Here is a 14,444-nt window from a genome sequence, read left to right on the forward strand (position 1 = left end):
CGTGGCGCGTTAACGAGGCCGTGGCGCGCGGGCAGGAGCACCGCGCCCAGGAGTTGGGCTCGGCGCTGCCTCACGCACGGATCCGTCAGGCGCGGTGGCGCGGCGACGAGGGGCCGGGTCCCTGCCCCTTGCGGCGTGCCTCAACGCGGGCGAGGACATCCTCAACGGTGTCGGGCTTGGCTACTTCGTCGGCTTCTTCAGTACGCGGAGCCCTCTGAACGGATTCGATTTCCTCGTCCTGGGCACGGGAGACCTGCGCGAGGTAGGCCTCGATCACGTCGCCAATGTCCTTCGGTGCTTTCTCGTCGCCGCTGGTCATCGGAGGCTGTCCCATGCCAGGCAGCGGAATCGCGCCCGTTCCACCGGTCCACGCATCAAAGTGCTCCTCAAGAGCGGACACAGTGTGCGAGATCTCCGGATTGCCTTCGACGAGCTTCTCGATGCTCTCCTGATCCTGCGCAGCTCCCTGTTCGAGGTCACCGACCGGCAACGAGAGGTCCGCGAACTTAGCGAATGAGGTCAACAGGGCAGAGGACGCGGCTGGGTAGCCGGTGTCCGCCATGTAGTACGGAACAGCTCCGAGCAGCGCGAGCCCACCAATCCCCTGCTGTCCCATGCGAATCTGCATGAACGTGGACAGCGGCGAGGGGAACTGCATGTGATTCGAGATCGCGCCGGACCCCGGGGGCAGCAGCGACTCGTCGGTCGCCTGCACGTGGACGGGCGTGGGACGCGTGTGCGGAACCCCCGAGGGGACGCCGTGCAATGAAAAGGTAATTTCCACGCCTGCGCGTTCGCAGATCTCGCGGATCGCAGCAGTAAACGACTCCCAGTGGGCGTCGGGCTCAGCCCCGTGCAGGACCAGAATCGGATTCCCCATGTCGTCTTCGACGAGGTCGAGGACGGTTTCGGGCATCACCATGTCCGGGGAGGACACCCAGTTGTCGACGGTCACGATGGGCCGGTGGGAGCGATAGTCCATGAGGGTATCGGCATCGAACGTGGCGACCCGCTCGTTGTGCAAGGAACGCAGCAGCTGGCCAATCGCCATGCGTCCAGCCGCACCGGCGTCAATCGCCCCATCGAAGTGGATGAGGAGAATCTTCGCCTTCGCACCCGCGGCGGGACCGTCGGCATACAGGTCGGTGGCCTTCATACTCACGTCTCCTCCTCATGCTCATGCTTCTGCCTCGTGTCTAACGTACCCGCGTCGCCCCCGCCTCGTCACGCGGGAACCATTTTTGAGCTTGGGGCGAAGTCCGCACACGCCCGACGCACTGGAAGCGCCGAAAGCAAAAGTAGGGGACAATAGAGGGCCACAGAATCGAGGAGGAGCCATGGCCACGAACACTCATGATGAGTCGTCGACCGACCTTCCGTTGCCCGAACAGGATTTCGTCGACCGCGCCTACGAGCGCCTGGATGCACTGCGGGCCTCCTACCGCGAGCGCCAGGGGCGCGTCCACTCCACGCACGGCGTCGGTAACGCACAGGGATGGACCGAGCGCGAGGCCCTGTCCGCGCACCTGGGAGAGATGGCCGCCCGCCTCGAAGGCGTGGAAGAGCGCCTCGTCTTTGGTCGCCTCGACATGGTGGATCGTTCTGTGCGCCACGTGGGTCGTCTGTCTCTGTCTCACGAGGACGGCACTCCCCTCCTCGTGGACTGGCGTGCTCCCGCTGCGCGCCCCTTCTATCAGGCCACGTCGGCTGAGCCGGACGGCGTCGTTCGGCGCCGTCATATTTCGACGCGTGATCGTCGAGTGACCGGCCTGGAGGATGAACTGTTGGACGCGTCCCACGCGTCGGGGCTGGAGCTCCAGGGCGAGGGCGCGCTCATGCACGCGCTGAGCGAAGCTCGCGACGGTCGTATGGGCGACATCGTCGCCACCATTCAGTCCGAGCAGGACCGCATCATCCGCGCATCCGACAAGGGCCTCATGGTCGTCCAGGGTGGCCCGGGTACAGGCAAGACAGCGGTCGCGCTGCACCGTATTGCCTACCTTCTGTATGCCCACCGCGAGCGCCTCGAGCGCTCGGGGGTCCTCCTCGTGGGCCCGTCGAGGCTGTTCCTGCGTTATATCGAGCAGGTGCTCCCCTCCCTGGGTGAGACGGGCGTCGTGTCTGTGACTGTCGGCGACCTGGTGCCGGGCGTGCATGCTCGCGTCGAAGACGACGAGGCCGTGGCTCGGATCAAGGGGCTGCCCGCGTGGGCGAAAGTCGTCAAGGAGGCGGTGCGCTCGCTCGCGAAGCTGCCCGAGGGCGACCAGGTGCTACGCGTCTGGAACCGCGAGGTGACGCTCTCACGCTCCGACGTGGAGACGGCCAGGCGCCGAGCGAAGCGCTCTGGTCGTGCGCACAACGTGGCGCGCGAGTCGTTCGCACGCGAGCTCATGGACGTCCTCGCCCTGCGTCTTGCGCGCGAGGCCGGGGATGCCGATTCCGAGGGCGGCGTCGATCCGGAGGTGAAACGCTCGTGGCTCATCGAAATCCGCGATTCGGTGGATTGCAGGCGCGCAATCAACACGGCGTGGATGCCGACGAGCGCGGGAACGCTGCTGCGTCGGCTCTACGCGCGCCCCGAGGTATTGGCGGCGGCGAACCGCAAAGCTGGTTCTCCCCTGCGTCCCGATGAGCTCGCCGCTCTCGTGCGGCCGCGCTCGGCGCCGTGGACGGTGTCAGACGTGCCGATCTTGGATGAGTGCGAAGAACTTCTGGGTCCCATGCCCACCTCCTCCGCGTCATCGCGGGAGACGGATGAGGGTGCGGTTGAGCGCGCCCGCGAAGCGATCGAAGCCCAAAACCTGGGTGGCGGCATCGTGACAGCTCAAATGCTCGCGGACCAGGTCACCGGACAGGATTCGTGGACGCCCCTGTCCGAGCGTGCCGCGAAAGACCGCACGTGGGCATACGGCCATATCGTGGTCGACGAAGCCCAGGAACTCTCTCCGATGGCATGGCGTGCCTTGCTGCGCCGCTGTCCCTCCCGTTCGTTCACGGTCGTCGGAGACCTCGACCAGCGCCGTGGCAACAAGCGTCCGCCCACGTGGGAGAAAGCTCTCGGCCCAGCAGCCCGCGCCTTCACGGCCGAGTATGCCCTCACGGTCTCGTACCGCACGCCCGCGACCCTGACGACGCTCGCTGAAGGTGTCGTCGCCCGCGCCGGCGTTCCCGTCCTGTACCCGATGACCGCCGTACGCGACATCGAGGGCTGCTACCGCGTCACCCACGTGGACGCGCCCGAGGACGCCCCGGCCTCGCCGAAGGAAGACAGCTCCCTGTGGCAGGCCGTCGCCCGGGCCCAGCGCGAGGCCGAGGAACGCCTCGACCGCGAGGCGGGTACCTCCCGTGGCCGCATCGCCATCATTGTCGGCAACGAGCGCGCCCGAGCGTGGGGAGCCGACATGGCCGGCGAGACTGCGCTCTCCGAGCGAGTCTCCCTCCTGTCTGCCGTTGCCTCCAAGGGCCTCGAATTCGATTCTGTCGTCCTCGTCGAACCCGCCGAGATCATCAGCGACGGCGTCGGAGACCTCTTCGTGGCGCTCACGCGCGCCACCCACGACGTCCACGTCGTCCACAGCGCAGCTCTGCCCGTCGGCATGGAGGAATGGTAGGAGCAACCACACCCTGACACCGCGTACCGTTTCGCGTCCCCGTCTGCCATGATGGGGGCATGACACGCGCACTGCTCCTGGAAAACCCGCACGACGTCGCCGACGATATTTTCGCCAAGTTCGGCATCGAGGTCACCCGCGTCAAGGGCGCCCTGTCCGAAGATGACCTGATCGAGGCTCTCGAGGGCATGGACTACCTGGGTTTGCGTTCCAAGACCGAGGTCACCGAGCGTGTGCTGCGTGCACGCCCCGAGCTCAAGGCCATCGGCGCCTTTTGCATCGGCACGAACCAAATCGATCTGGCCACGGCGACCGAGATGGGCATCGCCGTCTTCAACGCCCCCTATTCCAACACCCGCTCCGTCGTCGAACTCGCCATCGGCGAGATCATTGACCTGTCGCGCCGCGTGACCGTGAAAAACTCGCGTCTGCACCGCGGCGTGTGGGACAAGAGCGCGGACGGGGCCCACGAGGTGCGCGGCCACACGCTCGGCATCATCGGCTACGGGAACATCGGCACCCAGCTCTCCGTTCTCGCTGAGGCCATGGGCCTCAACGTCATCTTCTACGACGCCGCCGAGCGCCTCGCCCTGGGCAACGCGACGCAGATGCCCACCATGGAAGCCGTCCTACGCGAAGCCGACATTATTTCGGTGCACGTGGATGGCCAGGAGTCCAACACGAACCTCATCGGTCGCGTCGAGTTCGAACTCATGAAGCCCGGCGCCCTGTTCATCAACCTGTCGCGCGGGCACGTCGTCGACGTCGACGCACTGCATGCCGCGCTCGTCTCAGGTCACCTGGGTGGCGCCGCTATCGACGTGTTCCCCGAGGAGCCGCGCGCCAACGGCGATCCGTTCACCTCTCCCCTGGCGACGCTCGACAACGTCATCCTCACGCCCCACATCGGCGGCTCGACGGAGGAAGCCCAGTACGACATCGGCCGTTTCGTGGCCGCCAAGATCGGCGAATACCAGGTCAGTGGATCCACCGACATGAGCGTGAACCTGCCGAACCTGACGATGAATGTCGGCAAGCGCTCGCGCTACCGCGTGCGCCTCATCCACCGCAACGTTCCCGGCGTCATGGCGCGCGTGAACCAGATTTTCGCGTCCTCCGAGGCTAACGTCGACGCACAGATCCTGGCCACCCTCGACGAGGTCGGCTACGTGCTCACCGACATCTCGGCAGGCCTGGGACGGGAGGCACTTGAGGAGCTGAGCCACCTACCCGAGACCATCCGCTTGATCGCGACGCCGCTCTAAAACTGTCGCGTTCATCGCGTTTCCACCTGGTTAATGGGCAGCGTGGTTACGGTATCGTAGGTATACCGTTCCCAAAGGAGGACAGATGGACCTCACGTCGCAGCTGCGCGCTCTGTACGCGCCCGGCGTTGCCTACGAGATCGCGGCCCCCGCGCAGCCCATCCCTGAGATGGTCCTGGAGGTTGCCTCGCGCTACCCGAAGCGCACAGCCATCGACTTTTTCGCGCGCCAGCTCACGTATGCAGAGCTTGCCCATGAGATGCGCCGATGCGCCGGTGCCCTCCACCAGGCGGGTGTGCGCCCTGGCGACCGGGTCGCTCTCGTCATGCCGAATTGCCCGCAGCACGCCGTTGCCGTTCTCGGCACGATGCTGCTCGGCGCGGTCGTCGTTGAGCACAACCCCCTGGCACCCGCAGGCGAGTTGGAAGGCGAGTACGCGCGACACGGCGCACGCGTGACGATCGCATGGTCCAAGACCCTCGAGAAGCTTACCTTCCTCGGACGCGGCCACACCACCTTCTCGATGGACCTGACGACGGCCCTGCCCACGGCCTCGCGCCTAGCGCTCAAGCTGCCTGTGAAGGCAGCGCGCGAGAAGCGCGATCAGCTCGCGAGCCCGCGCCCAAACTGGGCCCGCTCCTGGACGCGCGCGATGCGCTCGGCCACCCCCTGGCAGGGCAGCTGCCCATCCGCCATGGATGACGTGGCTCTCCTGATCCACACGGGCGGAACAACGGGCGTCCCGAAGGCCGCCGCACTCACGCACGCCAACCTCATGGCCAACGTCGAGGAATCGATCGCGTGGGTGCCAGTCCTTCACGAAGGGGCCGAAGTCTTCTACTGCATCCTTCCCCTCTTCCATGCCTTCGGCTTCACCATTGGCTTCCTGGCGGGCCTGCGTTTGGGCGCGACAATCGCGATGTTCCCCAAGTTCGACACGGCCCTGGTCCTGGCGGCCCAACGCCGCCTGCCGTGCACGTTCTTCCTCGGCGTTCCACCCATGTACGAGCGCCTCCTCAAGGCAGCCGAGGGGACGAATGCCGACCTCTCGTCGATCCGCTTCTCACTGTCCGGCGCCATGCCTCTCTCGGCTGCACTTGCCGATCAGTGGGAACAAGCCACCGGCGGCCTCATGATCGAAGGCTACGGCATGACCGAGGCTTCCCCGATCATCCTTGGTTCTCCTCTCGCTTCCTCGCGCGCACGCGGAGCCCTTGGTATCCCCTACCCTTCCACCCAGGTCCGCATCGTCGATCCGGAAAACCCCTCCCGCGAGGTAGCCGATGGCGAGGTCGGAGAACTCATCGCGCGCGGCCCACAGGTCTTTTCCGGCTACTGGAACCAGGACGAGGAAACCGGGGAAGTCTTCACCGAGGATGGCTGGCTACGCACGGGCGACCTCGTGCAGGTGCGCGACGGCTTTATCTACATGGCCGACCGACGCAAGGAGATGATCAACTCCTCCGGCTTTAACGTCTATCCCTCCCAGGTCGAAGAAGCCGTGCGATCAATGCCTGGCATCCTCGACGTCGCAGCCATTGGCGTACCTGCCGGAGAGTCCGGCGAGGACGTCGTCGCAGCGGTCGTGCTCGAAGCCGGCGCCTCCGTGACGCTGGGTGACCTGCGCAAGTGGGCGGAAAAATCACTCGCCCACTACGCGCTCCCTCGTCAGATTGTCGTCATGACCGAGCTTCCTCGCTCGCAGCTGGGCAAGGTCATGCGCAAGAAGGTGCGCGAGCAAATCCTGGGCGCTCAGGCGGCTGCCACGGATGCTGTTGCGGGCGCGCGCGACGCCGTCGCAGGCGCACGCGAAGCGATGAGCGAAAAGGTCGCAGAGGCACGCGGCGCTGCTTCCGAGGCCGTCTCCGAGGCTCGCGTGGCCGTCGCCGGAGCGCGCGGCGCAATGTCCGAGGCCATGGCTGAGGCACGTGAAACCATGTCCGAAAGGGTCGCAGAGGCGCGTGAAACCGCCTCCGAGGCCATGGCCGGGGCGCGCGATTCCGTCGCCGAGGCGGTGGCAGGTGCGCGCGAGTCAGTGTCCGAGGCCGTGGCTGGGGTCCGTGGATTGTCCGCGGGTACTCAGGGATCTACCCCCACTACCGGAGACGATGCACCGACAGCTGACCACCAGGAGACAAACGAGAGCTAATCACCAGGCATCGCCATGCTGACGAGTAGTGCCCGGTCCTCGTTGAGGGCCGGGCACTACTCGCACATCAGAATCAGTCATCTCCGAGCAGCGTGGGCGCCGCCGCGACGGAGCGTTTGCGGGCAGAACGTGCCTTACGAGGCTTCTTCGCAGGGGTCGGCGCGCTCTGGGCGGCATCGTCCGCTGTCTCTGGAGCGTCGGCACCGGAAGCGGTGCTGCGCGAGCGCTCCCGCAGCGCGTGAATGGCCTGTTCGAAATCGTCGAGGTTATCGAACTGGCGATAGACGGATGCGAAGCGCAGGTATGCGACGACATCCAGATCGCGTAGGAACGGAAGGATCGCCTTTCCGACCTCGTCTGTGGACACGTTGGAGACACCCGTCGAGCGCAGCTGCTCCTCCACCTGCTGGGCAAGAATCGCGAGCTGGTCATCCGACACAGGCCGACCCTGGCAGGCCTTCTTCACACCCGATACAACCTTGTTACGGGAGAAGGACTCGACCACCCCGGAGCGCTTGACGACCTGGAATGACGAGGTTTCAAGCGTCGTGAAACGCTTCTTACAGTGGGTGCACTCGCGACGACGCCGAATCGAGGCGCCGTCGTCCGCGATGCGCGTATCGACGACGCGCGAATCCGGGTTATGACAGAAAGGGCAGTGCACCCTTCAACGGTACACGCTCGGACCCCCATCTGTCACAGGAGTCCCACGTGCCACCGTCAGCGGACGGGGACAACAACCCTCTGGCCGGGCTGCAAGGCGCCGCGCACATCATTCATACGCTCAATGTCGGCGACGACCTGCTCGAGCGGGCGATCCGTCTTCACACTCTGAGCGAGGGACCAGACAGAGTCACCACTGACGACCGCCTTTGTGACGGTCGGACCGTCGTACGCGTCCGGCTGAATCGCTAGACCAAGGGCACCGGCACCAACCGAAAGGACAAGCGTGGCGAGCACGCCGGCGAACAGACCGCGACGCGAGGACCCAGTCCGACGACGAGGAGCAGCAGGCGCACGCAGATACGAGGGATCATCAATGCGCTGAGCCTCAACACGACGACGCGCAGAGGGGGCCGTAGAGATGTCACGAACAGTCGCGAGCGGCGCTTCCTCCACGACACGAAGCGGGGAGCGGCGCGCAGGGAACGAGACGGCACCCTTCCTCACAACGGGAACACTCATGAGAACCTCCAGAAACCTTAATCGAACATCTGTTCGTCGAACACCTGTACGATAGCATGCAATCCACACAATGTCGAGACCCGCTCGAACATATGTTTCATTTTGTCTGCGATCGTCCTATCCTTGACACATCCAGTGGACGACCACCCGTGCACATTTGCGTCCACCCACAGGAGAGGGAGAGGCCATGACCGAGCGACCGATCAGCGATCGCCACCGCGCAATCCTGCGTGTTATCAACGAAAAGTTGGCATCGAGCGGCTTCCCCCCGTCTGTGCGCGAGATCGCATCCGCAGTTGGATTGGCGTCGCCTTCGACGGTGAAGCATCATCTCGACGCGCTTGAGGCCGACGGATTCCTTGTTCGCGAGCCAGGGCTGCCTCGCGCGCTCGATCTCACCGATCGCGCGCGCACCGAGCTGGGAATCGCCCCCTCATCGCAACCCTCGGAGAAGGTCGTTCGCATCGAAGTCCCCGTCTCCCACGTGGAGGAAGAGGGAACGGCTATTCCATTGGTCGGACGCATCGCCGCTGGTGCGCCCATCACGGCTGAGCAGCACGTAGAGGACGTGTTCCACCTGCCAACGTCCATGACCGGGCACGGTGACCTCTTCATGCTCGAGGTCAGCGGCGAGTCAATGGTCGACGCTGGCATCTTCGACGGTGACTACGTTGTCATCCGCTCTCAGAACGACGCTCGCAACGGTGAATTTGTCGCTGCCATGATCGACGGCGAGGCCACGGTCAAGGAACTGTCCATCACGGGCGGCCACGTCTGGCTGCTCCCACACAACCAGGACTACTCCCCCATCCCCGGCGACGAGGCCACCATCCTCGGCAAGGTCGTGACCGTCATTCGTTCGCTCTGACGCACTGCAATAAAGAGTGGCGCCACCCTCTTGGGTGGCGCCACTCTTTATCTGTCGATGCGGATCAGAAGCCGAGGTCGCGGGCGACCTGACGCAGACGCTGGGCCGAGGCGGTCAGACCGTCACGCTCGTTCAGCGTGAGCGGCGGGTTGAGGACTCGTCCGGCGCCGTCGCGACCCACGATGGTCGGGGCAGCCATGACGACGTCCGAGATACCCTCCCAGTCCTCAAGCAGGGTCGAGATGGTCAGGACTCGCTGCTCGTCACGCAGGACAGCACCCGCGATATTCGCGGCGGACAGGCCAATCGCGTAGTTCGTCGCGCCCTTGCCTTCGATGATCTTGTAGGCGCTCTGGACGACCTCCTGCGCAATGGAATTGCGCAGAGCCGAGTCGAAGACACCGCCGGACAGGGTCGGGCCCCACTGCGACAGCGGGACGTTGCCGATCTCAGCGCTAGACCACAGGGCGACCTCAGAGTCACCGTGCTCACCCGCCACGTACGCGTGGATGTTCTGGGTGGCCACACCCGTCTCACGCGACACGAGGTAGCGCAGACGAGACGTGTCGAGCACCGTGCCCGAGCCGAAGACCTGATTGCGGGGAAGACCCGTGAGCTTGAGTGCCACGTAGGTGACGACGTCAACGGGGTTCGTCACGAACATGAAGCGGGCATCAGGGGCCACGTTCTGCAGGTTCGGAACGATCTTCTTCATGAGGTTGACGGTCGAACCGGCGAGCTCCAAGCGCGACTGGCCGGGCTGCTGCTTGGCACCAGCCGTCACGATAATCAGGTCGGAACCACGAACGATCTCAACGTCGTCGGAGCCCTCGATCGAACCGGCGGGGGTGAACTGAATGCCGTGGGCCATGTCAAGGGCCTCGGCCTCCACCTTTGCCTTGTTGATGTCCTGAAGGACGATCGAGCGGGCGTCGCCGCGCATCGCGCAGGCGTACGCGACAGCGGTACCAACCGCGCCGGCGCCGATAATGGCGATCTTAGAGGGACGTCCGGAGGACTTTGACGGGTACAGGGTCTGGGCTTTATTTTCCACGAGTGTCTCCTAGAGTCTGCGGGCATGTCCATTCTCTCAGATGAGAGCCTCACCGCGCCCGTTAACTGTGCGACGTTTTACACGCTCAGAGGCCACTCGCTCCTACTGGTCACTCACCTTGGCGAGGCGTTGCAACGCTCCGCGTACGACCTGCGGATCCGTCGTCGGCCACATGGCGGGCAGGGACCGCATGATGAAACTGCCGTAGCGCTTGGTCACCACGCGCGGATCGAGGATTGCAACGACGCCTCGGTCATCGGTTGAACGCAGGAGGCGCCCCACGCCTTGGGCCATCATGAGCGCCGCATGCGTGAGAGAGACGGAGACGAAGCCGTTGCCGCCCCGGCGTTCGACGTCCATGGATCGGGCGCGCGACACCGGATCGTCAGGGCGCGGAAACGGAATCTTGTCGATGACGACGAGACGGCAGGCTTCCCCTGCGACGTCGACCCCCTGCCACAGGGACATCGTGCCCACGAGGCAGGAGTCGCGTTCCTCGCGGAAACGCTGGATCAGCTGCGCCAGGGTTTCCTCGCCCTGCAGGTAGACGGTTAAGTCCGTTTGTTCACGAAGGGCTTGTGCTCCAGCCATCGCCCCGCGGCGCGACGCGAAGAGGGCGAGCATCCCACCACCCGAGGCCTGCGCAAGTTCGACGAGCTCGTCGAGCAGTGCGTCGGAGGGCCCGTCGCGCCCGGGCAGCGGCAAGTGGGTCGCCACGTAGCGGATGCCCTGGCGTGCGTGGTCGAAGGGGGATCCCACGTCGATGCCGTGCCAGGGCACGCCGGAGACGGCCATGCCGGACTGTGCGGCCATGAAGTCGAAATTCCCGCCGAGCGCGAGCGTTGCCGACGTGAGGATCGCGGGCCGCTCGCCGATGCCGTTCCCACCGATCGCCGCCGACACATCCAAAGGCCCCACAGTGAGGCGCGCGTTGTCGGACTCGTCCTTCGTGATGTAGGCGATCGACTGGTCGGGGTCCCTCCCCCACGCGTCGAGCGCACCGATCAGTTCGTCGATGGCGGCACGGGCCAGAAGCTTCGCAGCGGGCTCCCCCTGTGCGTCCGACACCTCGTGGCTGGCGCGCCGGGCAGCGCCGTCCAGCACGATCATCGCGTCGACGAGGGCGCTCGGCCGGTACTCGAGGAGGCCCGCCTCCAGCGGGGCCATCGCTGCACCGAGCCCAGCCCCGGCCTCGTCAAGGTCCGTGGAATCGATGGACAGATTCGAGCGCAGGGAGCGCGCCACGCGGCTCACGCGGGCCACCGTCAGGTCGGCGGCCGCCTGGGAGCGCACACGGTCGGCTAGCTCGTGGGCCTCGTCGATGACGACGGCGTCGTACTCGCCGAAGAGCTCACCCTCGCCGCACGCATTGATGCCGAACAGCGAATGATTCGTGACAACGACGTCCGCCTCGGCAGCCTCCAGGCGGGCGGCCTGCGCGAAGCATTCGTCGACGAGCGGGCAATGCTTGCCCAGGCACTCGGGTTTGGCGACCGAGGCGTGGTGCCAGGCCCGATCCGACACGCCGGGCACCAGATCGTCGCGGTCTCCCGTCGTGGTTTCGCTGATCCACTCACGGATGCGCAGGATCTCCTTACCGAGCTCGCCCGTCGGGCCAACGCTCACGTCCTGATCCTCAAACAGGGTGCCCTCGGTGGGGTACCCGCCGTCCAGCTTGTGCAGGCACGCGTAGTTCGACCAGCCTTTGAGCACCGCGACCTTCAGGCGCGTACCTGTCACCGAGGCGACCGCGTCAAGAGCAACCGGCGCGTCCTTGACAAGAATCTGACGCTGCAGCGCGAGCGTCGCCGTCGAAACCACCCCTCGAACCCCATTCGTTGCGCAGTGCGTCAGCAGGGGAACCAGGTAGCCGAGAGACTTGCCTGTGCCCGTGCCTGCCTGCACGAGGAGGTGGTGGCGATCCTCAAGCGCAGCGGCTCCTTCGGCGACCATCGAGGCCTGTCCCTCGCGCGCGGACCCGCCCATCTGGGAGACGACCGCATCGAGGACGCGGCCCGAGACCTCGACCAGGTCCTCGCTCACGAAGCGTTCACCGCCGCGTCGCCCACGGTACCGCTCACCGCCTCGCGGGCGATGACGGCGGCCAGGGCCTCATCGACGCGCGCGACGATGCGCGTGCCCGCCTCCGCGTACTCCTCGCGCTCGACGTCACCCTCCTCGTGGATGCGGTGCACGAGGGAGCCGGCCGAATACGGCAGGATCGCGTCGACGGCCACGCGAGGCCGAGGCAGCATGTCCTCGAGGGCAGCGCGCAGCGCCTCCACGCCCCAGCCCGTGTGGGCACTGAGAGGAACAGCGTTCGGGAAGACGGTACGCAGCAGCGCAATCTGCTCGGGCGACGCCAGGTCGGCCTTATTCAGGGCGATGAGCTCAGGAATATCCGAGGCGCCCTCAATCGTGTCGATGACCGAGCGCACGGCCTGCACCTGGGAGACCGGGTCCGGGTGCGCCGCATCGACGACGTGCAAGATGACATCGGCCTGCCCGACTTCCTCCAGGGTCGAACGGAAGGCCTCGACCAGCTGTGTGGGCAGGTTGCGCACGAAACCGACCGTGTCGGTGAGCGTGTACTCGCGGCCGTCCGCAGCGCGCGCACGGCGCACCGTCGGGTCCAGCGTGGCGAACAGCGCGTCCTGGACGAGGACGCCCGCGTCCGTGAGTCGGTTAAGCAGCGTCGACTTTCCTGCGTTCGTATACCCGGCGATCGCCACCGACGGCACACCCCCACGACGGCGGGAGTTACGCTGCGTACGGCGGGCGGGTTCCATGCGCGCGATGTCCGCGCGCAGCTTCGCCATGCGCGTACGGATGCGGCGACGATCCAGCTCGATCTTGGTCTCGCCGGGACCCCTGGAACCGATACCCGCGCCACCAGCGACACGGCCGCCAGCCTGGCGCGACATCGACTCGCCCCAGCCACGCAGACGCGGTAGCAGGTACTCGAGCTGAGCGAGTTCCACCTGCGCCTTACCCTCACGGGACTTGGCGTGCTGGGCGAAAATATCGAGGATGAGGGCCGTCCGGTCGACGACCTTGGCGTCAACAACGTCCTCCAGCCCGCGGCGCTGCGAGGGAGCCAGTTCCTCGTCAACGATGACGGTGTCGGCCTCAACGCTACGCACGATCTCAGCCAGCTCGCGAGCCTTGCCGGACCCCAGGTAGGTGGCCGGATCGGGCTTCATGCGGCGCTGGATGATGCCGTCGAGCACGCGCGAACCGGCGGTCTCCGCGAGCGCGGCGAGCTCGCGCAGCGAGTTCTCGGCTTCTTCTTCGCTCTGCGTGGTGCGTAGGCCCACGAGCACGACTTTTTCGAGTCGCACCTGGCGGTATTCGACCTCGGAGATGTCCTCGCGGTCGGAGGCGCCCGTGTCGACGCGGCGCGTGCCCGCGCGGGCCTCGCGCTCAAGGGCACCCGCATCCTGGGACGTGTCCTGACCCGTCGTCGATGCGAGCGCCGTTCCCGAGCGCGCGAGGATGCGCGCGACAACGTCGTTGACGCGCTGATCGCGCTCTTTGGTCGAAGAGTCCGCACCGGTGTGGGTCGTGTCCATAACCATCCTTTTTGTGGGGACTTCTAGTGTCGCACGCCCCGTCCTCATCTGCGCCGCCGCGCGCGGGCGCGATAGGCTTTCTTCCGTGGACGAACAGTATTTCACCGACTCTTCCCCAGCGACCGCGGACGAGGTCCGCACGATCAAGGTGAGCGCCCGCGGCTTCGACCTGTCGATGCGCGTGTCGTCGCGCGTGTTTTCAGGTTCCAAGCTCGATCTCGGGACGCGTCAGCTCCTGGAGATCGCCCCGGACCTGCCCGCAGGCGGAACCTTCCTGGACCTGGGGTGCGGGTGGGGTCCGATCGCGACGATCATGTCGCTGGAGTCCCCGAATGCCACCGTATGGGCGGTGGACGTGAACTCTCGTGCGGTGGATCTGACGCAGCGCAACGCGCAGGCTAACGGTGCGTCCGCAGTGCGCGCGCGCAAGGCCGAGGAGGCGCTCGCCGTCTCGCAGGAGTCGGATACCCGATTCGACGTCATCTGGTCGAACCCGCCCGTGCGCATCGGCAAGGAGGCGATGCACGAGATGCTCCTGGCGTGGCTGGATCGCCTCGCGCCAAGCGGCGTCGCCTACCTGGTCGTCCAGCGCAACCTGGGCGCGGATTCGCTCATCGCATGGCTGAACGGCCAGGGGTATCAGGCCTCGAAGTACGCGTCGAAGAAGGGCTTCCGCATCATCGAGGTCCGTCCCGCCTGACGGGCTCTTCTCCATCGACGAGGCCGGGGCCGCCTCGCGC

11 protein-coding genes are annotated in these 14,444 nt (G+C 66.0%); 5 read left to right on the forward strand and 6 right to left on the reverse strand.

What is annotated here, in order from left to right:
* Nucleotides 1-85 precede the first annotated feature (85 nt).
* Complete coding sequence (locus tag HMPREF1478_RS09770; RefSeq protein WP_051113434.1) at nucleotides 86-1,162, reverse strand: PAC2 family protein; 1,077 nt, start codon at nucleotides 1,160-1,162, stop codon at nucleotides 86-88.
* Nucleotides 1,163-1,337: 175 nt separating this feature from the next.
* On the opposite strand from HMPREF1478_RS09770, the gene HMPREF1478_RS09775 reads away from it, so the two are divergent.
* The 3 genes from HMPREF1478_RS09775 (at nucleotide 1,338) to HMPREF1478_RS09785 (ending at nucleotide 7,025) form a co-directional block, all read left to right on the forward strand.
* Nucleotides 1,338-3,611 (forward strand): HelD family protein, encoded by a 2,274-nt coding sequence (locus tag HMPREF1478_RS09775; protein ID WP_016461908.1) that lies wholly within the window; start codon nucleotides 1,338-1,340, stop codon nucleotides 3,609-3,611.
* A 59-nt stretch (nucleotides 3,612-3,670) separates the two neighbouring features.
* Nucleotides 3,671-4,876 (forward strand): phosphoglycerate dehydrogenase, encoded by a 1,206-nt coding sequence (gene serA, locus HMPREF1478_RS09780; RefSeq protein WP_016461909.1) that lies wholly within the window; start codon nucleotides 3,671-3,673, stop codon nucleotides 4,874-4,876.
* 85 nt (nucleotides 4,877-4,961) lie between these two features.
* A complete protein-coding gene (locus HMPREF1478_RS09785) occupies nucleotides 4,962-7,025 on the forward strand; it encodes an AMP-binding protein (protein ID WP_016461910.1) in 2,064 nt (687 codons plus the stop codon).
* A gap of 73 nt (nucleotides 7,026-7,098) precedes the next feature.
* On the opposite strand, the gene nrdR is transcribed toward HMPREF1478_RS09785, so the two are convergent.
* Nucleotides 7,099-7,689 carry a transcriptional regulator NrdR gene (nrdR, locus tag HMPREF1478_RS09790; protein WP_016461911.1) on the reverse strand — a complete coding sequence of 197 codons (591 nt, stop codon included), beginning with the start codon at nucleotides 7,687-7,689 and terminating at the stop codon, nucleotides 7,099-7,101.
* Between the two features lie 56 nt (nucleotides 7,690-7,745).
* The gene (locus tag HMPREF1478_RS09795) at nucleotides 7,746-8,210 is read right to left on the reverse strand and encodes a LysM peptidoglycan-binding domain-containing protein (RefSeq protein ID WP_016461912.1); all 465 of its coding nucleotides are present in this window, start codon (nucleotides 8,208-8,210) and stop codon (nucleotides 7,746-7,748) included.
* A gap of 187 nt (nucleotides 8,211-8,397) precedes the next feature.
* Between HMPREF1478_RS09795 and lexA the strand changes: the two genes are divergently transcribed.
* Complete coding sequence (lexA, locus tag HMPREF1478_RS09805; protein WP_016461913.1) at nucleotides 8,398-9,078, forward strand: transcriptional repressor LexA; 681 nt, start codon at nucleotides 8,398-8,400, stop codon at nucleotides 9,076-9,078.
* 64 nt (nucleotides 9,079-9,142) lie between these two features.
* Here lexA and HMPREF1478_RS09810 read toward each other — a convergent pair whose 3' ends face one another.
* The 3 genes from HMPREF1478_RS09810 to hflX form a co-directional block, all read right to left on the reverse strand.
* Nucleotides 9,143-10,132: an L-lactate dehydrogenase gene (locus HMPREF1478_RS09810; RefSeq protein WP_016461914.1), complete on the reverse strand. Its 990-nt coding sequence runs from the start codon at nucleotides 10,130-10,132 to the stop codon at nucleotides 9,143-9,145.
* Between the two features lie 102 nt (nucleotides 10,133-10,234).
* A complete protein-coding gene (locus HMPREF1478_RS09815; RefSeq protein WP_016461915.1) occupies nucleotides 10,235-12,175 on the reverse strand; it encodes an ATP-dependent DNA helicase in 1,941 nt (646 codons plus the stop codon).
* Entirely contained in the window at nucleotides 12,172-13,704 is a 1,533-nt protein-coding gene (hflX, locus tag HMPREF1478_RS09820; protein ID WP_016461916.1) for a GTPase HflX, read from the reverse strand. Before hflX ends, HMPREF1478_RS09815 begins: the two co-directional genes overlap by 4 nt.
* 85 nt (nucleotides 13,705-13,789) lie before the next feature.
* Between hflX and HMPREF1478_RS09825 the strand changes: the two genes are divergently transcribed.
* A complete protein-coding gene (locus HMPREF1478_RS09825) occupies nucleotides 13,790-14,404 on the forward strand; it encodes a class I SAM-dependent methyltransferase (protein WP_016461917.1) in 615 nt (204 codons plus the stop codon).
* The last annotated feature ends 40 nt before the right edge of the window (nucleotides 14,405-14,444 follow it).

Origin of the sequence: Actinomyces sp. HPA0247 (assembly GCA_000411415.1) — a bacterium.
Taxonomy (GTDB): Bacteria; Actinomycetota; Actinomycetes; order Actinomycetales; family Actinomycetaceae; genus Pauljensenia.

Excerpts from the sequence above, each read along its gene's own strand:
- serA (WP_016461909.1), top strand. The coding sequence starts at position 3,671 with ATGACACGCGCACTGCTCCTGGAAAACCCGCACGACGTCGCCGACGAT.
- lexA (WP_016461913.1), top strand. The coding sequence starts at position 8,398 with ATGACCGAGCGACCGATCAGCGATCGCCACCGCGCAATCCTGCGTGTT.
- HMPREF1478_RS09795 (WP_016461912.1), bottom strand. The coding sequence starts at position 8,210 with ATGAGTGTTCCCGTTGTGAGGAAGGGTGCCGTCTCGTTCCCTGCGCGC.
- HMPREF1478_RS09775 (WP_016461908.1), top strand. The coding sequence starts at position 1,338 with ATGGCCACGAACACTCATGATGAGTCGTCGACCGACCTTCCGTTGCCC.
- HMPREF1478_RS09785 (WP_016461910.1), top strand. The coding sequence starts at position 4,962 with ATGGACCTCACGTCGCAGCTGCGCGCTCTGTACGCGCCCGGCGTTGCC.
- hflX (WP_016461916.1), bottom strand. The coding sequence starts at position 13,704 with ATGGACACGACCCACACCGGTGCGGACTCTTCGACCAAAGAGCGCGAT.